Below are 26,081 nucleotides of genomic sequence, written 5' to 3'. Positions count from 1 at the left end.
AAGTCCGAGGGAGCGAGATGACGACCAGCGCCGGCGAGCTGTTGCAGCTGGTCAGGACCGGGCAGGCGACCACCCGGAAAGCCCTGCTCACGCGCACCGGGCTGTCGCGCACGACGCTCACCGCGCGGCTGGACCGGCTCCTGGCGGCCGGCCTGCTGACCGAGGGCGGCCACGAGGACTCCACCGGGGGCCGTCCGGCCCGGCACCTGCGGTTCGACGACCGGCACGCCGTCGTCCTCGCCGCGAGCGTCGACACGATGCACGCCGAGGCCGCGCTCACGGACCTGGCTGGACGGCGGCTGGCCCACCGCGCGGGCGACCTGCGCGTCGCCGACGGCCCCGAGCCGGTGCTCGGCCGGATCGCGGAGTGGTTCGGGGAGCTGCTGGCCGCGGTGGACCGGCCGGTGTGCGGCGTGGGGATTTCCGTGCCGGGCCCGGTCGAACCCGGGCGCGGCCGCGTGACGCGGCCGCCGATCATGCCCGGCTGGGACGGCTATCCGATCGACGCCCACCTCGGGGCCCGGTTCGGTGCCCCGGTGCTGGTCGACAACGACGCGAACCTGATGGCGCTGGGCGAGCACCGCGCCCGCTACCCGGACACGGCCGCGCTGGTCGTGGTCAAGGCGTCCACCGGGATCGGCGCCGGCCTGGTGATCGGCGGCGAGGTGTACCGAGGCATCGACGGCGGCGCGGGCGACATCGGGCACGTCCGGCTGCCCGGCCACGAGGACGCGCGCTGCCTGTGCGGCTCGCTCGGCTGTCTGGCGGCGGTCGCCGGCGGCGGCGCGCTGGCCGCGCGGCTGACCGAGCTGGGCCTGCCGACGACCTCGGGTTCGGGGGTCCGCGCCCGCGTTCTGGCCGGCGAGCCCGCCGCGGTCCGGCTGGCCGAGGAGGCCGGTCGGCAGGTGGGGGAGGTCCTCGCGACGCTGGTCTGCGTGGTCAACCCGGGGGTGCTGGTGATCGCCGGCGACCTCGCCGAGCCGCATTTCGTGGCCGGCGTCCGCGAAGTGCTCTACCGGCGCGCACTGCCGCGTTCGACGCAGAACCTGCGCGTCGAAATCGGCGGCCGTGGCGAAGCGCTGGGCGGTGCGGTGGCGATGGTCGTCGAGACGGAGTTCGCGCCGGCCGCGGTGGACCGGCGGCTCGAAGCGCGGTCCTGACGGCCGAACTACCGCCACCCGCGGGACTGTCCGGAGTGGACGGAGCACCCGACTTTCGTAGGTGGTGGCCGCCCCCTCCCCGTGTTCCGCGATACGGCCACAAATCGGACGTACCTCTCATCGAGGAGTATTCCTCGCGTAATCCGAGTGACAAATCGGATTTCCGTACCACGTGCGGGAACCCGTGAATTCGCGACCAGATAACGGTTCCGCAAGTACTTCCCCGCGAGCGGAACACCGATCTAGTCTCGTCCGGTGTTCCAGGCCCATTTCCTGGGGGCCGCTTTCGAAGAGGGAGATTTCTGTGCGAAGAAGCTCCACCCTGCTCCTTTCGCTCGCGGTGGTGGGTGGCCTGACCGGCGCCCTGCCGGCGACGGCGTCCGCGCAGGGGCGTCAGGACATTCCGCAGTCGCACCCGTTGTGGGCGAACGCGCAGGCGAAGGTCGCCGACACGGCGGCCGCGTCCAAGCTGAGCTTCCGGGTCTACCTGAACCAGCGCGACAACGCCGGCGCCGAGGCGCTGGCGCAGGCCGTGTCCGACCCGGACAGCAAGACCTACCGCCAGTACCTCAGCACCGACCAGGTGCGTGACCGGTTCGCCGCGAGCGACGCGACGGTGAACGCCGTCAAGGCGTGGCTGACCGGCAGCGGGTTCAGCATCGGGGACGTGCCGTCGAACCGCGCCTACGTCGAGGCCGCCGGCACCGCCGGCCAGACGCAGAACGCGTTCGGGGTCAAGCTGGGCAAGTACAAGGTCAAGGGCCAGACGCTGCGCGCCGCCGACAAGAACCTGTCGGTGCCCGCGAACCTGGCGAGCGACGTGCTCGGCGTGGTCGGCGTCGACCAGGCGACCAACCTGTTCAAGCCGGACCACGAGACGGGTTCCGGGACGCCGTCCGACGTCGCCCCCGGCCCCGGGTTCCGCAACGCACGGCCGTGCAGCGCGTACTACGGCGAGAAGATCGACACCACCGATCCCGCCTACAACGGCCAGCACCTGCCGTACGCCCCGTGCGGCTACACCCCGGCGCAGCTGCGCTCGGCCTACGGGGTCGACAAGGTCGGCGCGGACGGCAAGGGCACCACGATCGCCATCGTGGACGCGTTCGCCTCGCCGACGATCTACTCCGACGCGAGCACGTACGCGAAGAAGAACGACCCGCAGCACCCGCTGAAGCAGAGCCAGTTCAAGCAGCACGTCTTCCCGGCGAACCCGGTCCTCGAGCCGCCGGACCAGTGCGACGCGGCGGGCTGGTACGGCGAGGAGACCCTCGACGTCGAGGCCGCCCACGGTCTCGCGCCGGGCGCGGACATCCTGTACGTCGGCGGGGAGTCCTGCGAGGACAACGCCCTCGACGAGGCGCTGAACTACGTGATCGCCGGCCACAAGGCCGACATCGTGTCGAACTCCTACGGCGACACCGGCGAAGACATCCCGGCCGACGAGGTCAAGGTCTTCAACCAGATCTCGCTGCAGGCGGTGCTCGAGGGCATCGGCGTCTACTTCTCCTCGGGCGACAACGGTGACGAGGTCGCGCGCCTCGGCACGCCGTCGCCGGACTTCTCCGCCTCCGCGCCGTGGATCACCGCGGTCGGCGGCACGTCCATCGCGATCGGCAAGGACGGCAAGCGGATCTTCGAGACCGGCTGGGAGACCAGCAAGTCCTCGCTGACCAACGGCGTCTACGGCCCGGCGGCCTACACCAGCGGTTCCGGTGGCGGCACGAGCCGGCTGTTCGCGCAGCCCTTCTACCAGAAGGGTGTCGTGCCGGACGCGCTGGCGAAGAAGAACCAGACCGGCAACAACAAGGGCCGGGTCGTCCCCGACATCTCCGCGGTCGGTGACCCGAACACCGGCTTCCTGGTCGGCCAGACGCAGACCTTCCCGGACGGCGCCTACTACGACCAGTACCGGATCGGCGGCACGAGCCTCGCGTCGCCGGTGTTCGCCGGCATCATGGCCGTGGCCGACAGCCGCGACCACTTCCACCACGGCTTCATCAACCCCGTGATCTACAAGCTGACCTCGCGCACGCCGGCGATCAGCGACGTGAAGCACGTGGACGCCGCGGTGGAGCGGGTCGACTACGCGAACTCGGTCGACGCTTCGGACGGCCTGCTCACCTCGGTGCGCACGCTCGACTACCAGGGTCTGACCATCCACACGACCCCGGGCTACGACGACGTGACGGGTCTCGGCACGCCCAACGGGCTGCTGTTCCTGCTGCTCGTCTAGGTCCCAAGTCCGTGAAGGCCCCCTTACCGGCTCAAGAGGCCGGTAAGGGGGCCTTCACGGCGTTCCGGGGGCCTCGCCGAGGGGGATGACCGCCCGGACCGTCGTCCCGCCGGAGCCGCTCTCCACCCCGAGCTCCCCGCCCAGCGCTTCGACGCGGTCGCGCAGGCCCGCCAGGCCGGAGCCGCCGTCGAGGGACGCGCCGCCGACGCCCCTGTCCCGCACCTCGACCCGCAGTTCGGCGCCCCCGGCCGCGATCCGCACGTCCACGTGGTCGGTCTCCGCGTGCTTCAACGCGTTCGTCAGCGCCTCCGACGTCACGAAGTACGCCGTCGCCTCGACCGCCGCGTCCAGGCGGGGCACGTCGCCGACCGTCAGGGCGACCTCCATCGGGATGCGGTCGGCCAGCGAGCGCACCGCCGCCGGCAGCCCCGCCTCCGTGAGGATCGCCGGGCGGATGCCGCGGGCCAGCTCGCGCAGCTCGGTGATCGCCCGCTGCAGCTCGTCGACCGTGCCGGACAGCAGCGCCCGGACCTCCGCCGGCAGCGACCCGCCGTACCGCCGGCCGGCCATCCGCAGCAGCAGCACCACGCTGACCAGCCGCTGCTGGGCGCCGTCGTGCAGGTCGCGTTCCACGCGGCGGCGCTCCTCGTCGCCGGCCGCGACGAGCCTCGCCCGCGAGGCCCGCACCTCGGCCAGCCGCTGCTCCAACTCCGCCGTCAGCCGCTGGTTGTCGAGCACCAGCCCGGCCGCCGCGTTCAGCGCGTCGATCGACCGGCTGTCCTTCCACACCTCGTCGTCCTGCACCAGCGCCGCCAGCCCGGTGCCGTCGCGCTCCAGCAGCAGCCGGATCATCTCGGCGTTGCCGACGCGGGCGCGCAGCACGCCGGCCAGGAACGCCAGCGGCCAGAGGCAGAACAGCACCCGGTAGGTCTGCAGCAGCGGCTCCGACAGCGGGTGCCCGTCGCCGAGCGCCGTGCCGGTGCCGGACGCGAGCGCGCCGACCAGCGCGATCGCGATCACCGGCGACAGCAGCCGCCGCTGCGGCAGCCGGCCGGTCAGCCACCGGTAGAGCAGCACGACGACCACGCCGGCGCTGATCGCCGTGGCGCCCAGCTCCAGCGCGCGGTCGGCGAAGGCGCCGTCCCGCGGATCGGCCGAGATCGCCAGGAGGTCGCGGGGTTCGTCGGTGAACAGCAGCCCGACCACGCCGATGCCGAGGACCACCACGTACGCCGCGGCGATGAGCACCCGCTCCCACCTCGAGCGGAGCCGGCCGTGCGGGAAGGCGAGCACGAGGTGCGCGATCACCGGGCCGGACGCGGCGCGCAGCGGCACGGCGATCGTGTAGAGCACCGGATCCCGGGTGAACTGCAGGTCTTCGAGGAACAGCGCGACGCCGGCGAGCGCGATCAGCACGCCGATCGGGTTGGCCGGGCGCCGCACGTGCGCGACCGCGCCGGCGAGCAGGAACAGGAACCCGGTCGCGGTGCTGAGCACCGTGTCGAGCGCGGAGTGGGTGCCTTCGCCCGCCTTCAGCGTCAACGCGGTGACGCCGAGCGCGAAACCGGCGGTGAGCAGGCCGGTCATCGCGAGCGTCCGCGGGTGCTGCACCACGCAACCCTCCCGGTGTGCCTCGCGGGGTGATCCTTACGGGTGTGTGAAGCGGTCCGGCAACGGTTAACCGTGATTCGCCCGTTCGGGCCGTCGCGTTACACCACGCGGCCGCGCTTTAGGGTGATCCTGACAGGAGGCGGCACATGAGCGGACTGGGTGCGGAGGTCTTCGGCGGGCGCATGCCCACCGGAGGCCGTGACCTGGCGATCGAGACCCACGGAATCGCACCGGTTCCGGAGGGCAACCGGTTCGGGCGGCCGTGGCGCCTGTTCAGCGTGTGGTTCGCGCCGAACCTGACGATGACGGCGGTGTTCACCGGCACGCTCGCCGCGTCGTACGGCCTCGGGTTCTGGACAGGCCTGGCCGCGATGCTCGCCGGCACCGTGCTCGGGTCGCTGCCGGTGGCCTACCTGTCCACCTGGGGACCGCGCACCGGCACCGGCCAGCTGCCGCTCGCCCGGCTGGCCTTCGGCGGCGGCGTCGTGCTGCCGGGGCTCGTCCAGTGGCTCGGCTCGATCGCCTGGGACGCGCTGGTCGGCCTGTTCGGCGGCGAGGCACTCGCCGAGCTGACCGGGCTGCCGTTCTGGGCCGCCGTGCTGATCGTGCTGGTGCTGCAGTGCGCGCTCGGCGTGTTCGGCTACGCGCTGATCCACCGCGTGCAGGCGGTGATGAGCGTGCTGTTGGTGCTCGCGTTCGCCGCGCTCGCCGTGAAGGTCCTTTCCGGACACTCGATCACGACCGCCGACACGGCTTCGGGCGCCGACCTGGCGGGCAGTGTCGTGCTGTTCACGACGATCACGTTGTCACTGGCGATCTCCTGGGCGCCCTACGCGTCGGACTTCAGCCGCTATCTGCCGGTTGAGACGTCGTCGCGATCGGTCTTCTGGGCGACGCTGCTCGGTCTCCTCGTTTCGTACACGATCGGCGAAACCCTGGGGCTCGCACTGGGTTCGTCTCTGGGTGACCAGACGGCCACCGGCGTCGCCGCGCTCCTCGGCGGCGGCTTCCTGGGTGCGCTGGCGCTGGCCGTGATCGCGCTCGCGGCGGTGTCGTCGAACGCGATGAACGACTACAGCGGCTCGCTGGCCCTGCAGACCGTCGGCGTCCGGCTGCGGCGCCCGGTGTCGGCGGTGGTCGTCACGGTGCTCGCGTTCGCGCTGATCCTCTGGATGCACAGCGGCGACCTGTCGGCCAAGTTCCAGAACGTGCTGCTGTTCGTCAGCTACTGGATCCCGCCGTTCCTCGGCGTCGTCATCCCGGACTGGCTCGCGCGGACCCGCGGCGGGCGGCGCGTGGACGTCCTGGCGTCGACTTCCGTGCGCCCCTGGGCAGCGTTCGTGGCTTTCGTGGTGGGGTTCGGCGCGGCGGTGCCGTTCATGAACACGTCCCTCTACACGGGACCGGTCGCGTCCGCGCTGCACGGCGCGGATCTCGCGTACTACGTCGGGCTCGTCGTTTCGCTGGCAGCGTACTTCCTGCTGCGCGGCCGTTCTTCGGTTGACATCAAGTAAGGTAGAGGTTCGACGATGGTGTGGTACCCCTCGAAGGAGGAACCATGCCAACCGCACTCGTCACCGGTGCGTCCGCGGGCCTGGGCCGGGCCCTCGCCACCGCCCTCGTGAGTCGCAAGTGGACGGTCGTCGGCGACGGCCGGGACCCGGCCGCGCTTTCGGCCGCCGCCCGGGAGATCGGCTTCACGGCCGTTCCCGGCGACGTCGCCGACCCGGCCCACCGCGCCTCGCTGGCCGACGCCTGTCCTTCCCTTGACCTGCTCGTCAACAACGCCAGTTCCCTGGGCGTCAGCCCACTGCCTCCCTTGGCGAGTTATCCCTGGGCGGAACTGGAAAACGTCTACCGCGTGAACGTCTTCGCGCCGCTCGCGTTGACGCAGCTGCTGCTGCCCGCGTTGACTCTTGCCCGGGGCACCATCATCGACGTCAGCTCGGACGCCGCCGTCGAAGCGTACGAAGGCTGGGGCGGCTACGGCTCGGCGAAGGCCGCGCTCGACCAGGTCACGGCCGTGCTCGGCGCGGAGAACCCGGGCCTGGCGGTGTACGCGGTCGACCCGGGCGACCTGCGCACGGCGATGCACCAGCGCGCGTTCCCGGGCGAAGACATCTCGGACCGGCCGCTGCCGTCGTCCGCGGTCCCGGCGTTCCTCCGGTTGCTGGACGAGCGTCCACCCAGCGGCCGCTACCGGGCCGCGGATCTGCTGGTGAGCGCATGAGCATCCGTTTCGACCTGCCGGACGAGCTGTCGGCGTCGGTCCCACCGGAGGCGCGCGGCCTGGCGCGGGACGAGGTCCGCCTGCTGGTCGCTTCGCCTTCGGGTGTCCACCACACGGTGTTCTCTTCCCTGGGTTCGCACCTTCGTCCCGGGGACCTGCTGGTGGTCAACACGTCCGGGACGCTGCCGGCGGCGGTGGACGCGGTGCGAGGTGGTCGTCCGGTCGTCGTCCACTTCTCGACGGCGCTCGACGACGGCTCCTGGGTCGTCGAGCTGCGGGCGCCCGGCGGGCCGTTGCTCGACGGCCGGGCGGGGGAGCGGCTGGAACTGCCCGGGGTCGCGTCGCTGACGTTGCTGGCCCCGGCGGCTTTCGGTGACTCGCGGCTGTGGCGGGCGGCGGTGTCGGTGGAGGGTTCGGTCACCGGCTTCCTGTCCGCGGCGGGCCGTCCGATCCGCTACGGGTACGTGCCGCGGACGTGGCCGCTTTCGGACTACCAGACGGTGTTCGCCCGCGAGCCGGGCAGCGCGGAGATGCCCTCGGCGGCTCGGCCGTTCACGGAGTCCCTGGTGACCCGCCTGGTCACGGACGGCGTGCTGTTCGCGCCGCTGGTGCTGCACACGGGGGTGTCCTCACCGGAGGCGGGCGAGCCACCCCAGGCGGAGCGTTTCCGGGTACCGCCGACGACGGCGGCGCTGGTGTCGTGGGTCCGTTCGCGAGGCGGCCGCGTGATCGCGGTGGGCACGACGGCGGCGCGGGCGTTGGAGTCCGCGCTTCCCGACGGAGTAGCCGAGGGCTGGACGGACCTGGTCCTGGGCCCGGACCGCCCGGCGCGGGTGGTGGACGGAATCGTGACGGGCCTGCACGCGCCGGAGGCGTCGCACCTGCTGCTGCTGGAGGCGGTGGCGGGCCGCGATCTGGTCCAGCGCGCGTACGACGCGGCGGTGGAGCGCCGGTACCTGTGGCACGAGTTCGGCGACGTGTCCTTGCTGCTGCGCCGCTGACCTAGCGGCGCACCGGCTCCGAGCGCCGCCGCGACCGGAGCAACCCGGCCACCGACACCACCGCGATCCCGAGACCGACGCCCGTGACGATCGACGCCACCAGGCTCGCCTCGCCCGTGACCAGGCCGAACGCCCCGCCCAGGTACACCGGGATGCTCACCGCCACCGGCAGCCAGTTCCGCAAGGAAAAGGCGCGGTCCGAGGCCAGCCACAGCACCAGCGTCACCGCCGCCCCGGTGAAGACCGGGATCGCCCAGACCACCAGGCTCGTCACCGCGTCCATCCCGAGTGACCTGAACCACTCGAACGTCGCCTGGCCCATCCCGATGAACAGCACGACCAGCGCCACGCGGACGCCGGTGGCTGCCTGGCCCCGTCGGCTCGTCATGTTCCCTCCCGAAATCCGTCGTCACTCCTACCACGTTCAGGTGACGTCGGAGGTTGCCTCGGTGCGCCGGACGGTCCGCCACCGCACGGCCGCGACCAGCAGGAAGATCAGCAACGGCACGGCCATGAAAACGAGCACGAACGTGTGACCGCGGGAGGCCGATCCGGTGACCAGGCCGGACAGCCCGAGCGCGGTGACCGGGGCGGCCACACCGACCAGCGGGGCCATCCGTCGGGCCGGGACCTTCCCCGTGAGCCGCCAGAACAGGTAGCCGCCGGCCAGGCCGGGCGCGCTCAAGGTGGCCACCAGCACCACGGGCCGGATGGTTGCCGTAGAGGCGTGCCTCGCCGATGTCAAGGAATCTCAGCGGATTTCCCGGGATGCGGATGGCTATGCGCCCTAGTGGGTGACCGTGCGAACCTCGCCCCGACACCGACCCCCGAAAGGCGACGCCGACGTGCGCACCCACCACAGAACCCGCTTCCTGGCCTCGGCGCTGGCCGCCCTGACCGTCGTGGGCGTGCTCGCGGGCTGTTCCCGCGCGGACAACACCGCCGCCCCGGCCGCGAACCAGGGGTCCGCCGGTGAAGTGCGGATCGGGTTCTTCCCGAACGTCACCCACGCGCCCGCGCTGATCGGCGTCAAGAAGGACTTCTTCAAACAAGAGCTGGGCTCGACCAAGCTCACCACCCAGACCTTCAACGCCGGCCCCGAAGAGGTCAACGCGCTGCTCGGCGGCTCGCTCGACATCGCCTACATCGGCTCGGGCCCGGCGATCAACGCCTTCACCAAGTCCAAGGGGACGATCCAGCTGATCTCGGGCGCCGTCTCGGGCGGCGCGCAGCTGGTCGTCAAGCCGGACATCACCAGCGTGGACCAGCTCAAGGGCAAGACGATCGCCACGCCGCAGCTGGCCAACACCCAGGACGTCGCGCTCAAGAAGTTCCTCGCCGGCAAGCAGCTGACCGACCAGGTCAAGATCACCAACCTGGACAACTCCAAGACGCTCGACGCCTTCAAGAAGGGCCAGCTCGACGGCGGTTGGCTGCCCGAGCCGTGGTCGTCGCGGCTGGTGCTCGACGCCGGCGCGAAGGTCCTGGTCGACGAGAAGACCCTGTGGCCGGACGGCCGCTTCCCGACCACCGTCGTCATCGTGCGCAGCGAGTTCCTGCAGCAGCACCCGGACACCGTCGAGGCCGTCCTGAAGGGCCAGCTGGCCGCGATCGACTGGGCGAAGGCCAACCCGGCGGACGCGAAGACCGTGGTCAACGGCGCCCTCAAGGAACTGGCCGGCAGCAGCCTGAGCCAGGGAGTGATCGACCGCGCGTTCTCCGGCATCGAACTGACCACCGACCCGATCCCGGCGGAGTTCCCGCAGCTCGCGCAGGACTCGGTGACGGCCGGCGTGGTGAAGTCGGCGGTCGCGTTGAAGGGCTTCGCCGACTTCGGTCCGCTGAACGAGGCCCTCAAGGAGAAGAACCAGCCCGCCGTGAACGCCCCCGAACTCGCCAAGTGATCTCCGAGAGGTAACCAGCGATGACCACGACCCTCCCGGCCGGCCGGAGCAGCTTCACCGGCGCGACCGCGGTCCGGCTCGACGGTGTCGGCAAGGCGTTCGGCCCGGCCGGCCGCGCGGTCGTCGCGCTCGACGGCGTCGACCTCACCGTCGCGCCCGGCGAGTTCGTCTGCCTGCTCGGCGCGTCCGGCTGCGGCAAGAGCACGCTGCTGAACCTGGTCGCGGGGCTGGACGCGCCGTCGGCGGGGAAGATCACGCTGAACACGTCGCGGCCCGCGGTCATGTTCCAGGAAGCCGCGCTGATGCCGTGGCTGACCGCGGCCCGCAACGTCGAGCTGCCGCTGCGGCTGGCCGGCTTCGGCCGCGCCGAGCGCCGTGAAAAGGCCGCCGAGCTGCTGGAGCTCGTCCGGCTGAACGGCGCGGGCGGCAAGCGGCCGCACGAGCTGTCCGGTGGGATGCGGCAGCGGGTCGCGCTGGCCCGCGCGCTGGCCGCGACCCTGCGCGTCGGCGGCGACCCGGAGCAGTCGCTGCTGCTGATGGACGAGCCGTTCGCCGCGCTCGACGCCATCACCCGCGACGTCCTGCAGGGTGAGCTGCTGCGCGTCTACCGCAGCACCGGCACGTCGGTGCTGTTCGTGACCCACGACGTGCGCGAGGCCGTCCGGCTCGGGCAGCGCGTCGTGCTCCTGTCCTCGCGGCCGGGCAAGGTCGTGCGCGAGTGGACGGACGTCCCGCTGGCCGACTCCGAGGAGCTGACCGAAGAAATCACCGGGCACCTGCGAGAGGTGATCAGCACCCATGCCGCAGCTTGACCGGTCCGAAGTGGACGCCGCGGCCGACCTGGACGCGGTCGGCGCCGGACTGGACTCGCTCGACGCCCCGGTCGGCGAGCGCCGCCCGACCTTCTGGAAGCGGTTCGCCTGGGGCTTCCTGCCGCCGGTGCTCGCGCTCGTCCTGCTGGTCGTCGTCTGGCAGATCCTCTGGGCGGCGGCGTTCTGGTCGGAGGCCCAGCTGCCCGCGCCGCTGGCGGTGTGGGACGAGTTCTGGAACCGTGTCGTCACCGGCGAGGTGTTCGGCTTCGTCTGGACGTCGGTCCACCGCGCCGCGCTCGGCTTCCTCGCCGGCGTGCTCATCGGCACGCCGCTGGGCCTGGTCGTGGCCAAGGTCCGCGTGGTGCGGGCGGCGATCGGGCCGCTGCTCTCCGGGCTGCAGAGCCTGCCGTCGGTGGCGTGGGTGCCGGCCGCGATCCTGTGGTTCGGCATCAACGACGGCGCGATCTACTTCGTCGTCCTGCTTGGCTCGGTGCCCTCGATCGCGAACGGCCTGGTGTCCGGCATCGACCAGATCCCGCCGATCCTCCCGCGCGTCGGCCAGGTGATGGGTGCGAACCGGCTCTCGTCGGCCCGGCACATCCTGCTGCCGGCGGCGTTGCCGGGGTTCCTGGCGGGGCTGAAGCAGGGCTGGGCGTTCTCGTGGCGCTCGCTGATGGCGGCGGAGCTGATCGCGCTGTCGCCGCAGCTGGGCGTCGGGCTGGGCGCGTATCTCAATCAGGGGTCGTCGCTGAACAGCATCGAGACGGTGATCGCGGCGATCTTCCTGATCCTGCTGGTCGGGGTGGGGATCGAGCTGCTGGTGTTCCGGCCCCTGGAGCGCGCCGTGCTGCGGGCCCGTGGGCTGACTTCGTCGCTCTAGCGCCCGCCGGCGCTCACTCCACCGCGACCTCGAGGGAGAGCTGCTGAAGGAGCTGCAGGACGTCGGGTCCGGGCTCGTCTTCTTCGTAGGCTTCGACGACCTTGACGAACCCCAGCAGCACGCCGCGCAGGATCGCCTCCTGGCGCCGGGCCAGCTCGTCGACGGCCTGCTTGACGACCTCCTGGACCTCGGCCGCGTACTCCGGCGGCACCGCCGAGTCCGCGGTCAACGTGAAGTCGAGGGCCCCTTCGAGCAGTTCGGGGTAGCCGCTCGAGCCGGCTTCGTCGCCTTCGCCCTGCAGGTTCAGGCGGAGCCGGTAGACCGACGCCAGCAGGCCGATGCCGGTCTGCACGAGGTCCGTGTCGTCCATGACGAGAGCATCGCACGCGATCCGCGGATGCGCCGCGTGCCGAGACGACGGAACCCCGGACGGGAGGTCCGGGGTTCCGTCGGTACAGCGTCGGTACGGATCAGCGGCTTCGGCGGCCGCCCGCGCGGGTGCCGGACGAGAAAGCCGCCGCGCCGCCGGAGCCCGAGCGGCGGTTGGCCGCGGCCGGGGCGCCCGAGCGGGCCGATCCACCGGACGCGGCCGGCGCACCGGACCGTCGAGATCCGCCCGAGGCAGCCGCGGCGCCGGCGCGTCGCGAACCGCCCGAAGCGGCGCCCGACCGGCGCCCGCCGGACTTCTCAGCGGCGGCCGAGCGTGCCTCCTGGCTGTTGGCGCGAGACCGCTGTCCGCCCCGGTTCTCCTTCGGAGTGGCGGGAGCGCCGCGCCGGCCGCGGCCCCCGCCCGGCGCCTGGCCGGTGGCGGAAACCTTCTTCGGCCGGTCGTCCACCGGCGGCCGCTTCGGCGACGCCGTGAACGAACGCTCGCCCGGGGCCAGCTCCGCCAGCAGGGGGTGACCCGGGCCGAGCTGGGTCGTCGTCGGCTTGATGCCCGCCTTGCGGGTCAGGTCGCGCACGTCGCGGACCTGCGCGTCCGTCATCAGCGTCACGACCGTGCCCGACGCGCCCGCGCGCGCCGTGCGGCCCGAGCGGTGCAGGTAGGCCTTGTGCTCCACCGGCGGATCGGCGTGGATGACCAGCCGGATGTCGTCGACGTGGATGCCGCGGGCCGCGATGTCCGTCGCGACCAGCGTCTTCGCCGTGCCCGACGAGAACGCCTCGAGGTTGCGCGTGCGCGCGTTCTGGCCGAGGTTGCCGTGCAGTTCCACCGCCGGGACGCCGGACGCCACGAGCTTGCGCGTCAGCGCCTTCGCACGGCTCTTCGTCCGGGTGAACACCAGGGTGCGGCCCGGGGCGGCGGTCAGGTCGACCAGCACCGGCAGCCGGTGGGTCTCTTCGAGGTGCAGGACGTGGTGCTCCATCGTCGACACCGGCGACTGCGCCGAGTCGACGCTGTGCGTGATCGGGTCGGTCATGAAGCGTTTGACCAGCACGTCGACGCCGTTGTCCAGGGTCGCGGAGAACAGCATCCGCTGCCCGCGCGAGGGCGTCTGGTCCATGATCCGCCGCACCTCGGGCAGGAAGCCCAGGTCGGCCATGTGGTCGGCCTCGTCGAGGACGGTGATCTCGATCGCGTCGAGCTTCACGTGCCCGGAACGCATGTGGTCGGCGAGCCGGCCGGGGCAGGCGACGACGATGTCGATGCCGTCACGCAGCCGCGTGATCTGCGGGTTCGCGGAGACGCCGCCGAAGATGGTGGTCGTCTTGAGGCCCAGCGGCTTGGCCAGCGGCAGGATCGAGGCTTCGATCTGCGTCGCGAGCTCACGGGTCGGCGCCAGGATCAGCGCGCGCGGACGGCCCGGCTTGCGCCGCGTCGGACCCGCCGAGAGGCGAGCCAGCAGGGGCAGCACGAAGCCGTAGGTCTTGCCGGAGCCGGTCCGGCCGCGGCCGAGCACGTCGCGCCCGGCGAGGGTGTGCGGCAGGGTCGCCGCTTGGATGGGGAAGGGCTCGGTGACGCCCTGAGCGGCCAGCGCGTCCACGAGGGTGGCGGGCAGGCCGAGTTCAGCGAAAGTGCTCATAAGTGCGTGTGGGCGCGCTCGACGCCCTGGTCTCCATAACCTGAGAAGGGTTGTCCTGCCCGGCGCAGACCTACGTACGGCCGCGGCGCGTGGTAGTCGACAACAACAGCGGGCCGAGGCAGAACTGAGCGGCCCGCATGATCAGTGTACCGAACGGGAGTGACCTACCCCCAGTGACATTGCCCGCACTCTAGGGGGCTTGCTAAGTTACCCGTCAGTAATCGAGGAGGAGCGTCCATGCTGCTGAACCCGCACGAGTACGACCCGAGCCACTTCGACGCCGAAACGCGCCGGTTGCTCCGGGCGACCATCGACTGGTTCGAGCAGCGCGGAAAGGCGAAACTCACCGAGGACTACCACGCGCGCACCTTCTACGCGGACTTCCTCGAGTTCGCGGGCGAGGAAGGCCTCTTCTCGACCTTCCTGACGCCCGCCGCGAACGCCGGCGGCCACCCGGACAAGCGCTGGGACACCGCTCGCGTCGCCGCGCTGTCGGAAATCCTCGGGTTCTACGGCTTGAACTACTGGTACCCGTGGCAGGTCACGATCCTCGGCCTCGGCCCGGTGTGGCAGAGCGGCAACGCGGGAGCGCGTGAGCGCGCGGCGGCCGCCCTCGACGCCGGTGGCGTCGGCGCGTTCGGTTTGTCCGAAAAGGACCACGGCGCCGACATCTACTCCTCCGACCTGGTGCTCACGAAGGACGGCGACGGCTACCGCGCCACCGGCTCGAAGTACTACATCGGCAACGGCAACTGCGCGCGCACGGTGTCGGTCTTCGGCCGCATCGACGGCGTCGAGGGCCCGGACCAGTACGTCTTCTTCTACGCCGACTCCGAGCACCCGAACTACCACGTGGTCAAGAACGTTGTGCCGTCGCAGATGTACGTCGCCGAGTTCCGGCTCGAGGACTACCCGGTGCACGCCGAGGACATCCTGCACGTCGGCGCCGAGGCCTTCAGCGCCGCGCTGAACACCGTCAACATCGGCAAGTTCAACCTCTGCTTCGGCGGCATCGGCATGGCGACGCACTCGCTGTACGAGGCCATCACGCACGCGCACAACCGCGTGCTCTACGGCAAGCCCGTGACGAACTTCCCGCACGTGCGCCGCGAGTTCGTCGAGGCCTACGCCCGGCTCACCGCGATGAAGCTGTTCTCCGACCGCGCTGTCGACTACTTCCGCAGCGCGAACCCGGACGACCGCCGCTACCTGCTGTTCAACCCGATCACCAAGATGAAGGTGACCACCGAGGCGCAGAAGGTGATCGGCCTGGTCGCCGACGTCGTGGCGGCCAAGGGCTTCGAAGCCGACACCTACCTGGCGATGTCCAAGAACGACATCGACGGCCTGCCCAAGCTCGAAGGCACCGTGGCGGTGAACCTCGCGCTGATCGCGAAGTTCATGCCCGCGTACCTCTTCGCGCCGCAGGAGTACGCGCCGGTCCCGACGCGCACCGATCCCGCGGACGACGAATTCCTCTTCCGCCAGGGCCCGGCGCGCGGCCTGTCGAAGATCCGTTTCCACGACTGGAAGACCGCCTACGCCGAGGCCGCGGACATCCCGAACGTCGCGCTGTTCACCGAGCAGGCCGGCTACCTGGTCAAGCTGCTGACGGAGGCCACGCCGGACGAGGCCCAGCAGGCCGACCTCGACTTCGGGCTCGCGCTGACCGAGCTGTTCACGCTCATCGTGTACGGCCAGCTGATCCTGGAGCAGGCCCGGATCACCGGCCTGGACGCGCTCGTCGTCGACCAGATCTTCGCGGTGCTGGTGCAGGACTTCAGCGCCGCGGCGGTGGACCTGAACGGCAAGGCGAGCTCGACCGAAGCCCAGCAGGCGATCGCGTTGGCCGCACTGCGCAAGCCGGTGGTGGACGCCGAGCGCTTCGAGAACGTCTGGATGCGCGTCCGGGAGCTTTCCGGGGTCTACGCTATGCACCCGTGATGGCCAAGGAGTACCGGCTCGGCGTGACGCGGAAAGCCGCGAACGTGGTGGTGAAGGCGTTGCTGGAGCGCGGGCTCCCGATCACGGGGAGCACCGGGTACCTGCTGACCACCCGGGGACGCAAGAGCGGAGTGGACCGGACCACGCCGGTCAACGTCCTGGAGGTCGGCGGCGACCGCTGGCTCGTCTCGCCGTACGGGCAGGTCGGCTGGGTGCACAACCTGCGCGCCGACGCCACCGCCCGGCTGTGGCGCGGCCGCACGCGCGAGACGTGGGCGGTCGAGGAGGCCGACGCCGCGACGGCCGGCCCGGTGCTGCGCGCGTACGTCCGCAAGATCCCCGTGACGGCACCCTTCTTCGACGCCGGGCTCCGCGACCCCGCCGAAGCCTTCGCCGCGGAAGCCGATCGACACCCGGTCTTCCGGTTGGCAAGATCGCGAGGGTGAACCGAGAGCGGGCGGCGGAGCTGATCTGGGACGCGTGGCAGACCGGGAAGCGCCTCGACGGGCTGCCGGACGACGCCCGCCCGCGTGACCTCGCCGAGGGCATGGCCGCGCAGGCGGCGCTCGCCGAGCTGGCCGGGCCGGTGTCCGGCTGGAAGATCGCCGCGACCACCGTGTACGCCCGCCAGTACCTCGACGTCCCCGGCCCGCTGCCGGGGGTGATGTTCGAGCGGTTCCGCCACGCCGAGGGCGAGCCGGTGCCGGCCGACACCATGACCATGGGCGTCGCCGAACCCGAGTTCGCCTTCCGGCTCAAGGCCGACCCGGGGTCGTCGCCGTCGCTGACCGCGGTGCTCGACGCCGTCGACACGATGTTCCTCGCGCTCGAGATGCCGGACAGCCGCTACACCGACCACCAGCACGCGGGCGGGCCGCAGCTGCTGGCCGACGTGGCGTGCGCGGGCCGGTTCGTCGAGGGGCGGGCGGTGCCGGGCTGGCGCGACCTCGACCTGCCGCGGCAGGCGGTCGTCCTGCACGCCGACGGCGAAGAGTTCTCCCGCGGCAGCGGCAGCCTGGTGCTCGGCGACCCGCGGCTGGCCCTGCACTGGCTGGCGATGGAGCTGTCCCGCCACGGCGGTTCGTTGCGGCCGGGCGACGTCGTCACGACGGGCACGGCGACCCCGCCGTGCCCGATCCACGCCGGCGGGCACGTGGTCGCCGACTTCGGCGCGCTGGGCAGCGTGGAAGCGCGGTTCGCCGGGGGAGGGTAATTCGGCGGATCCGGGGCTATCGTCGGCGCGTGGGCGAGCGCGGCCGGCCACGGCACCCCGACCGGCTGACCCCCGCCGAGTGGCGGGTGGTCGACGCGGTCCGTCACGGCCTGACGAACGGCGAGATCGCGCGGCGGCGCGGCACGAGCCGGGACGCCGTCAAGTTCCACGTCGGCAACGCGGTCCGCAAGCTCGGCCTGTCCGGGCGGGCCGAGCTGCGCGCGTGGCGCGGCGCTCCGGCGGACAGCGCGCTCGCCGGCCGCGCGGGTGAGGAGGCGGCGGTGCTGGGACCGATCGGGCAGGTTTCGCGCACCGTCGCGGACCTCGGCCGAGCCAAGGCGTTCTACGGCGACGTGCTCGGGCTGGAGCACCTCTACACCTTCGGCGACCTGGCGTTCTTCGACTGCGGCGGCACCCGGCTGTTCCTGACCGCCGGCGAGCCTCGCGGAGCGGAGTCAGTGCTGTACTTCACCGTCCCGGACATCGACGCGGCCTACGACGGGCTGCGCTCGAAGGGTGTCGAGTTCCTCGGCGCGCCGCACCTGATCTTCCGGCACGAGTCCGGGGTCGAGGAGTGGATGGCGTTCTTCACCGACCCCGACGGCCACGCCACCGCGATCATGGCGCGCGTCCCGCCTGGCTAGGGTGATCGGGTGCTGACGTTCCGTGCCGGGTTCCTGGTGCTCGCCGCGGTGGTCCTGGCGCTCGACGCGGGGTTCTGGTGGTTCGCGCACGGCCAGCACCAGACGACCGCGCGGATCGGCTTCCTCGTCGCGTTCGTGCTGCTCCTGGCGCTGCTCGCGGTGTCCGCGGGGCTGGTCCGGTGGGAGATCGCGGCCCCGCTGGGCGCGGCGTCGACATCCGGCTTGTTCTTCGTCGGCGCGGCGGCGATCTTCAGTGTGGGCTTCGGGTTCCTGCTGACGGCGGTGGTGGAGGCGGCGCTGGTGCGCCGGCTGGTGCTCGACGCGTCCCCGGCGGGTTGGGGCGGCGGAACCGGGCTGATCAGCTCGGCGGCCGCGGTGGTGCCCGGGGTGCTGTTCGCGGTAGGCCTGGTCGCGCTGCGCTGATTGCAGAGAGTGCTTTGCAGAGAAGTCTCTGCGGTGTAGCGTGGCGGCATGACCAAGGAGCGCCGCGCCGAGTCGTCCCGCCCGATCGACGCGCGGATGCTCCGGGCGCTGGCCCACCCGCTGCGGATGCGCATGCTGGAACTGCTGCAGGCGGACGGTCCCGCTACGGCGACCGGGCTGGGGAAGCGGGTCGGCGAGAGCTCCGGGACCACCAGCTGGCACCTGCGCCTGCTGGCCGAGGCCGGCCTGGTCGAAGAGGACAGCGAGCGCGGCAACAAACGCGAACGCTGGTGGCGCTCGGTGCAGGAGTCGACGCGGATGCGAGCCGCCGACTTCATTGACGACCCGGATCTCGCCGCTCCCTTGGACATCTACCTGCGATCGGTGATCGAGCACCGCTACCAGGCGGAGTCGCGGTTCGTCAGCGAACTCCCGCGGTGGGTGGGGGAGTGGTACGACAAAGCCGTTTTCAACGACGCGAGGCTGTCCCTCACGCCCGAGGAAGCGGTCGCGATGAGCGCCGAGGTCGAAGAGGTGGTCGAGCGCTACCGCCGGGACGCGCGGCCGGGCGACCACAACGTGATCGCGCACTGGTCGGCGTTCCCGTGGCAAGCGCGACCGGAGGAACCCGGCACATCGAAGTCCGAATGAGGGGGACGAACGTGGTGCATTTTCTGCTGGCGGAAGACCTGGTCCGCGAACGGGAGACCGAGCTGAGACGGGTCGCGCTCCGGCGCCGACCCTCTCGGCGGCACGGAACGCGACGGCAACGCCTCGGGTGGCTGCTCGTCGAAACCGGCCTGAGGCTGGTGGCGAGCCGGGACCGGACGCGCCCCCACCACTCCCAGGGGGGAACGTCCCGGCTCCAGTCTATCGCCGCCCGCTGACGAAACCCGCGGGAACGCCGCCGGCCGGCGGAGTTGTCCACAACTCCGCCGGCCTGTGGGCAACTGAGGTTCTACTTGCCGAACCCGGCCCGCCGCAGCGCGTCCGCCATCGAACCGCTGCCGCCGGAGCCGGAGCCCGAGCCGGAGTTGCCGCCCCGGCCGCCGCCGCCACCGGAGCCGCCGGAGCCGCCGCGCTGACCGCCGCCGCCCGAACCGCCGCGGCGCTGACCGCCGCCACCGCCGCCGCCGCCACCGCCACGCGAGGAAGCGGCACCCGGCTCGTCGTCCAGCCGCAGCGTCAGCGAAATCCGCTTCCGCGGCACGTCGACGTCCAACACCTTCACCTTCACGATGTCCCCGGGCTTCACGACCTCGCGCGGATCCTTCACGAAGTTCTTCGACAGCGCCGAAACGTGGGCCAGCCCGTCCTGGTGCACCCCGACGTCGATGAACGCCCCGAAGGCCGCCACGTTCGTCACGACTCCCTCGAGCCGCATCCCCGGCTTCAGGTCGCCGATCTTGTCCACGCCCTCGGCGAACGTCGCCGTCTTGAACGCCGGGCGCGGGTCGCGGCCCGGCTTGTCCAGCTCGGCCAGGATGTCCGTCACCGTCGGGAGCCCGAACGTGTCGTCCACGAACTCGGCCGGCTTCAACGAGGACAGCGTCCGCGTGTTGCCGATCAGTGCGCGCAGGTCCGTGCCCGTCTTCGTCAGGATCCGCCGCACCACCGGGTACGCCTCCGGGTGCACCGACGACGAGTCGAGCGGGTCGTCGCCGTCCGGGATGCGCAGGAAGCCCGCGCACTGCTCGAACGCCTTCGGCCCGAGGCGCGCGACCTCCTTCAGTGCCGTCCGGGACCGGAACGGCCCGTTCGTGTCGCGGTGGGAGACGATGTTCTCCGCCAGCCCGGTCGTGATGCCCGAAACGCGGGTCAGGAGGGGAGCGGACGCCGTGTTGACGTCCACGCCGACCGCGTTCACGCAGTCCTCGACCACCGCGTCGAGCGAGCGCGACAGCGAGACCTCGGACAGGTCGTGCTGGTACTGCCCGACGCCGATCGACTTCGGGTCGATCTTCACCAGCTCGGCCAGGGGGTCCTGCAGCCGCCGCGCGATCGAGACCGCGCCGCGCAGGGAGACGTCCATGTTGGGCAGCTCCGCCGAGGCGAACGCCGACGCCGAGTAGACCGACGCGCCCGCCTCGGACACGATCGCCTTCGTCAGCTTCAGCTCGGGGTGCTTCTTGATGAGCTCGATCGCGAGCTTGTCCGTTTCGCGCGACGCCGTGCCGTTGCCGATGGAGATCAGGTCGACCTGGTGCCGGGCGCACAGCGCGGCCAGCTCGGCGATCGACTGGTCCCACTTGTTCGCCGGCTGGTGCGGGTAGATGACGTGGGTGTCGACGACCTTGCCGGTCGCGTCCACGACGGCCACCTTGACGCCGGTGCGGAAGCCCGGGTCGAGGCCCATCGTGGCGCGGGTACCGGCCGGCGCGGCCAGGAGCAGGTCGCGCAGGTTGGCCGCGAACACGCGCACGGCGTCGTCCTCGGCCGCCTGGCGCAGCCGCATCCGCAGGTCGATGCCCAGGTGCAGGAGGATCTTGGTGCGCCACGCCCAGCGCACGGTGTCGCCGAGCCACTTGTCGCCCGGGCGCCCCTGCTGCGTGATGCCGAATTTCGCGGCGATGCGCGTCTCGTAATCGGTCGGCCCGACCTGCGGCTCGTCGGTGGGCTCGTCCGGCGACATGGTGAGGTCGAGGACCTCCTCCTTCTCGCCGCGCAGCATCGCGAGGATCCGGTGCGAGGGGAGCTTGGTGTAGGGCTCGGAGAAGTCGAAGTAGTCGGAGAACTTCGCGCCTTCCTCCTCCTTGCCCGAGCGGACCTTGGCCACCAGATGGCCTTGGCCCCACATCTTCTCGCGCAGGTCACCGATGAGGTCGGCGTCCTCGGCGAAGCGCTCGACGAGGATCGAGCGGGCGCCGTCGAGGGCGGCCTGCGCGTCCGCGACGCCCTTGTCGGCGTCGACGAACACGGCGGCCGCGGCGTGCGGATCCGTCGTCGGGTCGTTCAGCAGGCCGTCGGCCAGCGGCTCGAGCCCCGCTTCGCGCGCGATCATGGCCTTCGTGCGGCGCTTCGGCTTGTACGGGAGGTAGATGTCCTCCAGCCGCGACTTCGTGTCCGCGGCGAGGATCGACGCCTCGAGGGCTTCGTCGAGCTTGCCCTGGCTGCGGATGGACTCGAGCACGGCGAGCCGGCGCTCGTCGAGTTCCCGCAGGTAGCGCAGCCGTTCCTCGAGCGTGCGCAGCTGCGCGTCGTCGAGCATGCCGGTGACTTCCTTGCGGTACCGCGCGATGAACGGGACGGTCGAGCCGCCGTCGAGCAGCTCGACGGTGGCCTTGACCTGTCCTTCGCGCACGCCCAGTTCTTCGGCGATCCTCTGCTCGACCGACACGCTCACTGCAACACGCTCCTGCTTCGCCCTCGGGTGGATCCGATCGTCACATTCTGCCGTTTCCGCCGCCCCGACTTTCGGATGGGGCTCCTTGACAATCAGATTGGTCTAGTCCATTTTGTGGTGACCTGCCTCACCACCGTCGTGGAGGTCGCCCGTGGTCCCCAAGGTCCGGCTAGCCCTGCTTTCGCTACTTTCCGTGGTCACGCTCAGTCTCGGCGTGACGTTCGTCCTCGCCGGCAACGCCTCGGCGGCGAACATCCTGGCCAACCCCGGCTTCGAGGCCGGCACCTCGGGCTGGACGTGCACCGCCACCCCGACCGCGGTGAGCACCCCGGTCCACAGCGGGAGCCGCGCGTTGAGCGCGTCGCCGACGTCGTCGGACACCGCGCAGTGCTCGCAGACGCTCACCGTCTCGGCGAACACGGCGTACAAGCTGTCGGCGTGGGTCCAGGGCAGCTACGTCTACCTGGGCGTTTCCGGTTCCGCGACGACCAGCACGTGGACGCCGGGCACCAGCGGCTACCAGCAGCTCTCGCTCAGCTTCACGACCGGCTCGAGCACGTCGCTGACGGTGTACCTGCACGGCTGGTACGCCCAGCCGACGTACTACGCCGACGACGTCAACCTCGACGGCCCGGGCACCCCGCCGCCGACGACGCCCACGACCCCCACCACCCCGCCGACCACCACGACCCCGCCGACGACGACCCCGCCGCCGCCCACGCAGGGTGACCTGCCGAAGCACGTCCTGACCGGCTACTGGCAGAACTTCTACAACGGCGCCAAGGCGCTGAAGCTGGCCGACGTCCCGACGAAGTACACCATCATCGCGGTGTCGTTCGCGGACGCCACGGGCACGCCGGGCGCGGTGAGCTTCACGCTCGACCCGGGCCTGTCGTCGCAGCTCGGCGGCTACACGGACGCGCAGTTCAAGGCCGACATCAAGACGGTCCAGGGGCGCGGCCAGAAGGTCATCATCTCGGTCGGCGGCCAGAACGGCACGATCAGCGTGAGCGACTCGTCGTCGGCGAACAACTTCGCCAACTCGATCAAGTCGCTGATCGCGAACTACGGCTTCGACGGCGTCGACATCGACCTCGAGAACGGCATCAACGCGACGTACATGGGCCAGGCGCTGCGCAGCATCTACAACGGCGGCGGCAAGGTCCTCACGATGGCGCCGCAGACGATCGACATGCAGAGCACGCAGGGTGGCTACTTCCAGCTCGCGCTGGGCATCAAGGACATCCTGACGGTCGTCAACATGCAGTACTACAACTCCGGCACGATGCTCGGCTGCAACGGCAGCGTGTACGCGCAGGGCACGGTCGACTTCCTGACGGCGCTGGCCTGCATCCAGCTCCAGGGCGGCCTGCGAGCGGACCAGGTGGGCCTCGGCCTCCCGGCGTCCTCCCAGGCGGCGGGCGGCGGTTACCAGGCACCGTCGAACACGGTGTCGGCGCTGAACTGCCTGGCGCGAGGGACATCGTGCGGCTCGTTCAAGCCGTCGACGACGTACCCGGCCATCCGCGGCGCGATGACGTGGTCGATCAACTGGGACGCGTCGAACGGGTACGCGTTCGCCAACACGGTGTCGGCCGGGCTCGCGGGCCTGCCGTAACCACGCACGGAGTGGAAGGCCCTCCCGGACCTGGTCCGGGAGGGCCTTCTCACGCTCTAGCCGCGCAGCTCGTTCCGCAGTTCTTCGACTTCGGCGTCGTCGGCGAGCAGGAGGGTCCGGAACGGGATCCCGGTGTTCCGCGGCTTGCCCAGCGGATTCGCCCACTCCCGCGCGGCGCGCTCGAGGATCTTGAAGAGGATCCGCCGGCCTTCTGCGTCACCGGCGAGCAACCGCATCGGCTCCTCGATGACGACCAGGTACCGGCACGCCGACGCGGTAGCCCTTCTCGGTCAGCCGCAGCGCCGTGACGCTCCCGCCGAAGCCCGACCCGATCACCAGGACGTCGTAGTCCATCACGCCACCAGCCGGAAGTCGCTCACGTCGAGCCGCCGGGTCCGGCGGTCGTACTCGGTGACCAGGCCCGGCCAGTTGGTCGTCACCCGCCCGTCGGCCTGCCGGTACCAGCTCGTGCACGCGCTCCACACGCTCTGGCCCAGCCGCTGCTGGACCTCCCGGTCGTAGCGCTCCTCGACGTCGGCCCGCACATCCACATAGGACACGCCGGGTCGCGCGAGCTGTTCCACGGCCTGACGGATGTAGCGCGCCTGGCGCTCGATCATGTAGATGATGGACCCGGCGCCGAGGTTCGTGTTGGGCCCGTAGACGCAGAACATGTTGGGAAACCCGGGCACGGTCATGCCCAGGTAGGCCCGCGCGCCGCCGGCCCACTCGTCCTGCAGCGACCGGCCGCCGAGGCCGAGCACCTTCAGCCGGCCGAGGAAGTCCGTCGCGGCGAACCCGGTGCCGTAGACCAGGACGTCCGCCTCGAGCTCGGTCCCGTCCTCGACCCGCACGCCGTTCGGCGTGATCGAGGAGATCCGCCGCGCCTCGACGTCGACGTCCGGTTGCGCCAGCGCGGGCAGGTAGTCGTTGGTGAACAGGATCCGCTTGCAGCCCAGGGGATAGGCCGGCTTCAGCTTCGCGCGCAGCTCCGGGTCCTTGATGTGCCGGCGCCGCAGCTGCGCGGTCCGCAGCTCGAACACCTTCGCCAGCACGGGGTGCTTCGTCATCGCGTACGTCGCGTACTCGGCGAGCAGGAAGATCCGCAGCCGGCCGAGCAGCTGCGTGGGCGGCAGGTGCTCGAACAGCCAGTGCTGCCACCGCCGGTAGGCCGGGTCGGACTTCGCCATGACGTACGGCGGCGTGCGCTGGAACACCGTGACGTGCTTCGCGTGCTTGCGCAGCTCAGGCACGAACTGGACGGCGCTGGCCCCGGTCCCGATGACGGCGACGCGCTTCCCGGCGAGGTCGACGCCGTGGTCCCAGCGCGCCGAGTGGAAGGCGTCGCCGGCGAAGCTTTCCCGGCCCGGGATGTCGGGCAGCACGGGCCGTGACAGCTGCCCGACGGCCGGGACGAAAACGTTTGCCTCGTACGTCTCGCCACCGTGGGTCTCGACGCGCCAGACGCCGCGCCCCTCGTCGAACGCGGCCCCGGTGACCTCGGTCCGGTAGCGGATGTGCGGCTCGAGCCCGTACTTCGTGATGACGCGCCGCAGGTAGGCCAGGATGTCCGGCTGGTAGGAGAACCGCTTCGGCCAGCGCGGGTTCGGTTCGAAGGAGAACGAGTAGAGCGGCGACGGGATGTCGCACGCGGCACCGGGGTAGGTGTTGTCCCGCCAGACGCCGCCGGGCTCGGCCGCGCTCTCCAGGATCGTGAAGTCGGTGAACCCGGCGCGCTTCAGCTCGATCGCCGTGCCGATGCCGCCGAAGCCGGTGCCCACGATCAGCACCGACGGCCCCTTCGCCGAACCGCTCATGCGAAAAAGCTACGCAGCCGAAGCCTGTGACAACAGGCCACGAACGGTCACTCGATCGAGAATTCCGGCCAGCCTTCACGACGGCGGGTGGATGCGCACCTCCTGAGTCTCCGCACCCGGCTCCGCCCAGCTCACCAGGCGGCCGGCCGCGCTCTCCAAAGCCGCGAGGTCGCGCTTCGGGAGCTTCTCGAACGGCGACAGCTCCAGCACCGTGGCCTTGCGCTCCCAGAAGCCGCGGACGTATCCGTCCACCAGCAGCGTGCCTTTGACCAGGCCGTTCTGCGTGATCACCCGCTTGCGGTAGTCGTCCGAGATCACCCGCGTCCGGTCCGCGTACGACAGGATCGTCTGGTCGAACGGGCCCAGCAGCCGCGGCGGCGCCGGGACGTCCTCGTCCGGCACGGAAAGCTCCGGCAGGTCCAGCAGCTCGCGCCCGTCCGGGTCGCGGTAGCGGCGCAGGTCCATCTCCGCCGCGACCTCGCCCAGCCGGGTGATGCCCGCCCACGTTTGGACGTCGGCCACCGTCGCCGGGCCGAACGCCCGCAGGTACCGCGCGATCAGCGAAGCCGGGGACGGCGGCGGTGGCGTCTGTGGTGTTTTCGGAGCGCCGACCCACTCGTCGAGGCACGCGTACGTCGTCTGCCCGGCCTTGCCCCAGATCGCTCGCGGTGGCGTCTGGACCAGCGGCAGCCGGGCCCGGGCCAGGTGGGTGAGCGACGCCGTGGGCACGTCCGGCCAGTGCCGCGCCAGCTCGGTGCCCAGCGCGGTGCCGGCCAGCGGCGCCCCGGCCAGGAGATCCTGCGCCGCGCCGGCGACGGCATCGTGGTCCAGGCCGGCCAGCGCCTTCGCGTGCTGCGTGTTCGTCTTGAGGTCGCGGTCGTACAGCACCTGGACCACCGGCCGCCACGCCAGCGCGTCCGCCGCCGTCACCAGGTGGACCGTGCCGCGCATCAGCGCGATCCGGACCACCCGCCGGCTCTCCAGCAGCGAGGCCAGTTCCGCGGGCCGGAAGCCGTGCAGCCGCGCCCACAAGGCGTAGTACGGCGGGAACGGCGCTTGCGCCTGCAGGCCCGCGAGATGCTCGACCGCGTCGAGCGCGGACATCTTCGCGCGGCGAAGCAGCAGCTGGCGCTCCAGCGTCGCCCGATTCAGGGCCGGTCGGCTCACCGTCGTGGTCACCGCGCCACCCTAGCGAGCGGCACCGACGGTTCCGGGTCCATA

24 protein-coding genes and 1 pseudogene are annotated in these 26,081 nt (G+C 71.4%); 15 read left to right on the top strand and 10 right to left on the bottom strand.

The window, feature by feature from the left end; all coding sequences use genetic code 11:
* Window positions 1-17: 17 nt before the first annotated feature.
* Both AB0N03_RS11135 and AB0N03_RS11130 read left to right on the top strand, forming a co-directional pair.
* The gene (locus tag AB0N03_RS11135; RefSeq protein ID WP_364368812.1) at window positions 18-1,160 is read left to right on the top strand and encodes an ROK family protein; all 1,143 of its coding nucleotides are present in this window, start codon (window positions 18-20) and stop codon (window positions 1,158-1,160) included.
* A gap of 304 nt (window positions 1,161-1,464) precedes the next feature.
* Entirely contained in the window at window positions 1,465-3,396 is a 1,932-nt protein-coding gene (locus AB0N03_RS11130; RefSeq protein ID WP_364368809.1) for a S53 family peptidase, read from the top strand.
* Window positions 3,397-3,450: 54 nt separating this feature from the next.
* On the opposite strand, the gene AB0N03_RS11125 is transcribed toward AB0N03_RS11130, so the two are convergent.
* Window positions 3,451-4,983 carry a sensor histidine kinase gene (locus tag AB0N03_RS11125; protein ID WP_364368993.1) on the bottom strand — a complete coding sequence of 511 codons (1,533 nt, stop codon included), beginning with the start codon at window positions 4,981-4,983 and terminating at the stop codon, window positions 3,451-3,453.
* A gap of 170 nt (window positions 4,984-5,153) precedes the next feature.
* On the opposite strand from AB0N03_RS11125, the gene AB0N03_RS11120 reads away from it, so the two are divergent.
* Genes AB0N03_RS11120 through AB0N03_RS11110 form a run of 3 tightly spaced genes read left to right on the top strand, consistent with a single transcriptional unit; the run spans window position 5,154 to window position 8,238 of the window.
* Window positions 5,154-6,521 (top strand): cytosine permease, encoded by a 1,368-nt coding sequence (locus AB0N03_RS11120; RefSeq protein ID WP_364368806.1) that lies wholly within the window; start codon window positions 5,154-5,156, stop codon window positions 6,519-6,521.
* 44 nt (window positions 6,522-6,565) lie between these two features.
* Window positions 6,566-7,237 (top strand): SDR family NAD(P)-dependent oxidoreductase, encoded by a 672-nt coding sequence (locus tag AB0N03_RS11115; protein WP_364368804.1) that lies wholly within the window; start codon window positions 6,566-6,568, stop codon window positions 7,235-7,237.
* Window positions 7,234-8,238 (top strand): S-adenosylmethionine:tRNA ribosyltransferase-isomerase, encoded by a 1,005-nt coding sequence (locus tag AB0N03_RS11110; RefSeq protein ID WP_364368801.1) that lies wholly within the window; start codon window positions 7,234-7,236, stop codon window positions 8,236-8,238. Before AB0N03_RS11115 ends, AB0N03_RS11110 begins: the two co-directional genes overlap by 4 nt.
* A gap of 1 nt (window position 8,239) precedes the next feature.
* Here AB0N03_RS11110 and AB0N03_RS11105 read toward each other — a convergent pair whose 3' ends face one another.
* Window positions 8,240-8,626, bottom strand: coding sequence for a hypothetical protein (locus tag AB0N03_RS11105; protein WP_364368799.1), 387 nt, complete (start codon window positions 8,624-8,626; stop codon window positions 8,240-8,242).
* A gap of 36 nt (window positions 8,627-8,662) precedes the next feature.
* Window positions 8,663-8,941, bottom strand: coding sequence for a hypothetical protein (locus tag AB0N03_RS11100; RefSeq protein WP_364368796.1), 279 nt, complete (start codon window positions 8,939-8,941; stop codon window positions 8,663-8,665).
* A gap of 142 nt (window positions 8,942-9,083) precedes the next feature.
* Between AB0N03_RS11100 and AB0N03_RS11095 the strand changes: the two genes are divergently transcribed.
* The 3 genes from AB0N03_RS11095 to AB0N03_RS11085 are packed head-to-tail and all read left to right on the top strand — an operon-like array spanning window position 9,084 to window position 11,834.
* Complete coding sequence (locus AB0N03_RS11095; RefSeq protein WP_364368793.1) at window positions 9,084-10,142, top strand: ABC transporter substrate-binding protein; 1,059 nt, start codon at window positions 9,084-9,086, stop codon at window positions 10,140-10,142.
* 20 nt (window positions 10,143-10,162) lie between these two features.
* The gene (locus AB0N03_RS11090) at window positions 10,163-10,954 is read left to right on the top strand and encodes an ABC transporter ATP-binding protein (protein WP_364368790.1); all 792 of its coding nucleotides are present in this window, start codon (window positions 10,163-10,165) and stop codon (window positions 10,952-10,954) included.
* Entirely contained in the window at window positions 10,941-11,834 is an 894-nt protein-coding gene (locus tag AB0N03_RS11085; RefSeq protein ID WP_364368787.1) for an ABC transporter permease, read from the top strand. The genes AB0N03_RS11090 and AB0N03_RS11085 overlap by 14 nt, the downstream gene beginning before the upstream one ends.
* 13 nt (window positions 11,835-11,847) lie before the next feature.
* On the opposite strand, the gene AB0N03_RS11080 is transcribed toward AB0N03_RS11085, so the two are convergent.
* Together AB0N03_RS11080 and AB0N03_RS11075 are read right to left on the bottom strand one after the other, a co-directional pair.
* Complete coding sequence (locus AB0N03_RS11080) at window positions 11,848-12,204, bottom strand: hypothetical protein (protein ID WP_364368784.1); 357 nt, start codon at window positions 12,202-12,204, stop codon at window positions 11,848-11,850.
* Window positions 12,205-12,304: 100 nt separating this feature from the next.
* Window positions 12,305-13,858, bottom strand: coding sequence for a DEAD/DEAH box helicase (locus AB0N03_RS11075; RefSeq protein WP_364368781.1), 1,554 nt, complete (start codon window positions 13,856-13,858; stop codon window positions 12,305-12,307).
* 237 nt (window positions 13,859-14,095) lie between these two features.
* Between AB0N03_RS11075 and AB0N03_RS11070 the strand changes: the two genes are divergently transcribed.
* Genes AB0N03_RS11070 through AB0N03_RS11045 form a run of 6 tightly spaced genes read left to right on the top strand, consistent with a single transcriptional unit; the run spans window position 14,096 to window position 18,733 of the window.
* Window positions 14,096-15,802 (top strand): acyl-CoA dehydrogenase, encoded by a 1,707-nt coding sequence (locus AB0N03_RS11070; RefSeq protein WP_364368778.1) that lies wholly within the window; start codon window positions 14,096-14,098, stop codon window positions 15,800-15,802.
* Window positions 15,802-16,248, top strand: a complete 447-nt coding sequence (locus AB0N03_RS11065) for a nitroreductase family deazaflavin-dependent oxidoreductase (RefSeq protein WP_364368991.1) — start codon at window positions 15,802-15,804, stop codon at window positions 16,246-16,248. Before AB0N03_RS11070 ends, AB0N03_RS11065 begins: the two co-directional genes overlap by 1 nt.
* On the top strand, window positions 16,245-17,015 hold the full coding sequence (locus AB0N03_RS11060) for a fumarylacetoacetate hydrolase family protein (RefSeq protein ID WP_364368775.1): 771 nt from the start codon (window positions 16,245-16,247) through the stop codon (window positions 17,013-17,015). Before AB0N03_RS11065 ends, AB0N03_RS11060 begins: the two co-directional genes overlap by 4 nt.
* Window positions 17,016-17,044: 29 nt before the next feature.
* On the top strand, window positions 17,045-17,659 hold the full coding sequence (locus AB0N03_RS11055) for a VOC family protein (protein WP_364368772.1): 615 nt from the start codon (window positions 17,045-17,047) through the stop codon (window positions 17,657-17,659).
* Between the two features lie 9 nt (window positions 17,660-17,668).
* Window positions 17,669-18,082 (top strand): hypothetical protein, encoded by a 414-nt coding sequence (locus AB0N03_RS11050; protein ID WP_364368769.1) that lies wholly within the window; start codon window positions 17,669-17,671, stop codon window positions 18,080-18,082.
* Window positions 18,083-18,130: 48 nt separating this feature from the next.
* Entirely contained in the window at window positions 18,131-18,733 is a 603-nt protein-coding gene (locus tag AB0N03_RS11045) for a helix-turn-helix domain-containing protein (protein WP_364368766.1), read from the top strand.
* A gap of 307 nt (window positions 18,734-19,040) precedes the next feature.
* On the opposite strand, the gene AB0N03_RS11040 is transcribed toward AB0N03_RS11045, so the two are convergent.
* Window positions 19,041-21,425 carry a Tex family protein gene (locus AB0N03_RS11040; RefSeq protein WP_364368763.1) on the bottom strand — a complete coding sequence of 795 codons (2,385 nt, stop codon included), beginning with the start codon at window positions 21,423-21,425 and terminating at the stop codon, window positions 19,041-19,043.
* 151 nt (window positions 21,426-21,576) lie between these two features.
* On the opposite strand from AB0N03_RS11040, the gene AB0N03_RS11035 reads away from it, so the two are divergent.
* On the top strand, window positions 21,577-23,043 hold the full coding sequence (locus AB0N03_RS11035) for a glycosyl hydrolase family 18 protein (protein WP_364368760.1): 1,467 nt from the start codon (window positions 21,577-21,579) through the stop codon (window positions 23,041-23,043).
* A gap of 56 nt (window positions 23,044-23,099) precedes the next feature.
* On the opposite strand, the gene AB0N03_RS11030 is transcribed toward AB0N03_RS11035, so the two are convergent.
* From AB0N03_RS11030 to AB0N03_RS11015, 4 genes and pseudogenes are all read right to left on the bottom strand, one after another.
* Window positions 23,100-23,279, bottom strand: a complete 180-nt coding sequence (locus AB0N03_RS11030) for a hypothetical protein (RefSeq protein ID WP_364368757.1) — start codon at window positions 23,277-23,279, stop codon at window positions 23,100-23,102.
* A 13-nt stretch (window positions 23,280-23,292) separates the two neighbouring features.
* A pseudogene (locus AB0N03_RS11025) lies at window positions 23,293-23,397 on the bottom strand (FAD-binding protein); the annotation flags it as partial.
* Window positions 23,397-24,860 carry an NAD(P)/FAD-dependent oxidoreductase gene (locus AB0N03_RS11020; protein WP_364368754.1) on the bottom strand — a complete coding sequence of 488 codons (1,464 nt, stop codon included), beginning with the start codon at window positions 24,858-24,860 and terminating at the stop codon, window positions 23,397-23,399. The pseudogene AB0N03_RS11025 and the gene AB0N03_RS11020, both read right to left, overlap by 1 nt.
* Window positions 24,861-24,935: 75 nt before the next feature.
* The gene (locus tag AB0N03_RS11015) at window positions 24,936-26,039 is read right to left on the bottom strand and encodes a winged helix DNA-binding domain-containing protein (RefSeq protein WP_364368751.1); all 1,104 of its coding nucleotides are present in this window, start codon (window positions 26,037-26,039) and stop codon (window positions 24,936-24,938) included.
* Window positions 26,040-26,081 lie beyond the last annotated feature (42 nt).

Source organism: Amycolatopsis sp. NPDC051061, from assembly GCF_040682935.1.
In the GTDB taxonomy this organism is placed as follows: Bacteria; Actinomycetota; Actinomycetes; order Mycobacteriales; family Pseudonocardiaceae; genus Amycolatopsis.
Note: the sequence above shows the minus strand (reverse complement) of the source record. Positions and strands in the feature narration are given on the sequence as shown.

What these genes read in the sequence shown, in the direction of transcription:
- AB0N03_RS11120 (WP_364368806.1), top strand. Translation starts at nt 5,154, where the DNA reads ATGAGCGGACTGGGTGCGGAGGTCTTCGGCGGGCGCATGCCCACCGGA.
- AB0N03_RS11135 (WP_364368812.1), top strand. Translation starts at nt 18, where the DNA reads ATGACGACCAGCGCCGGCGAGCTGTTGCAGCTGGTCAGGACCGGGCAG.
- AB0N03_RS11070 (WP_364368778.1), top strand. Translation starts at nt 14,096, where the DNA reads ATGCTGCTGAACCCGCACGAGTACGACCCGAGCCACTTCGACGCCGAA.
- AB0N03_RS11045 (WP_364368766.1), top strand. Translation starts at nt 18,131, where the DNA reads ATGACCAAGGAGCGCCGCGCCGAGTCGTCCCGCCCGATCGACGCGCGG.
- AB0N03_RS11080 (WP_364368784.1), bottom strand. Translation starts at nt 12,204, where the DNA reads ATGGACGACACGGACCTCGTGCAGACCGGCATCGGCCTGCTGGCGTCG.
- AB0N03_RS11085 (WP_364368787.1), top strand. Translation starts at nt 10,941, where the DNA reads ATGCCGCAGCTTGACCGGTCCGAAGTGGACGCCGCGGCCGACCTGGAC.
- AB0N03_RS11105 (WP_364368799.1), bottom strand. Translation starts at nt 8,626, where the DNA reads ATGACGAGCCGACGGGGCCAGGCAGCCACCGGCGTCCGCGTGGCGCTG.
- AB0N03_RS11075 (WP_364368781.1), bottom strand. Translation starts at nt 13,858, where the DNA reads ATGAGCACTTTCGCTGAACTCGGCCTGCCCGCCACCCTCGTGGACGCG.
- AB0N03_RS11020 (WP_364368754.1), bottom strand. Translation starts at nt 24,860, where the DNA reads ATGAGCGGTTCGGCGAAGGGGCCGTCGGTGCTGATCGTGGGCACCGGC.
- AB0N03_RS11110 (WP_364368801.1), top strand. Translation starts at nt 7,234, where the DNA reads ATGAGCATCCGTTTCGACCTGCCGGACGAGCTGTCGGCGTCGGTCCCA.
- AB0N03_RS11030 (WP_364368757.1), bottom strand. Translation starts at nt 23,279, where the DNA reads ATGCGGTTGCTCGCCGGTGACGCAGAAGGCCGGCGGATCCTCTTCAAG.
- AB0N03_RS11090 (WP_364368790.1), top strand. Translation starts at nt 10,163, where the DNA reads ATGACCACGACCCTCCCGGCCGGCCGGAGCAGCTTCACCGGCGCGACC.
- AB0N03_RS11125 (WP_364368993.1), bottom strand. Translation starts at nt 4,983, where the DNA reads ATGACCGGCCTGCTCACCGCCGGTTTCGCGCTCGGCGTCACCGCGTTG.
- AB0N03_RS11115 (WP_364368804.1), top strand. Translation starts at nt 6,566, where the DNA reads ATGCCAACCGCACTCGTCACCGGTGCGTCCGCGGGCCTGGGCCGGGCC.
- AB0N03_RS11065 (WP_364368991.1), top strand. Translation starts at nt 15,802, where the DNA reads ATGGCCAAGGAGTACCGGCTCGGCGTGACGCGGAAAGCCGCGAACGTG.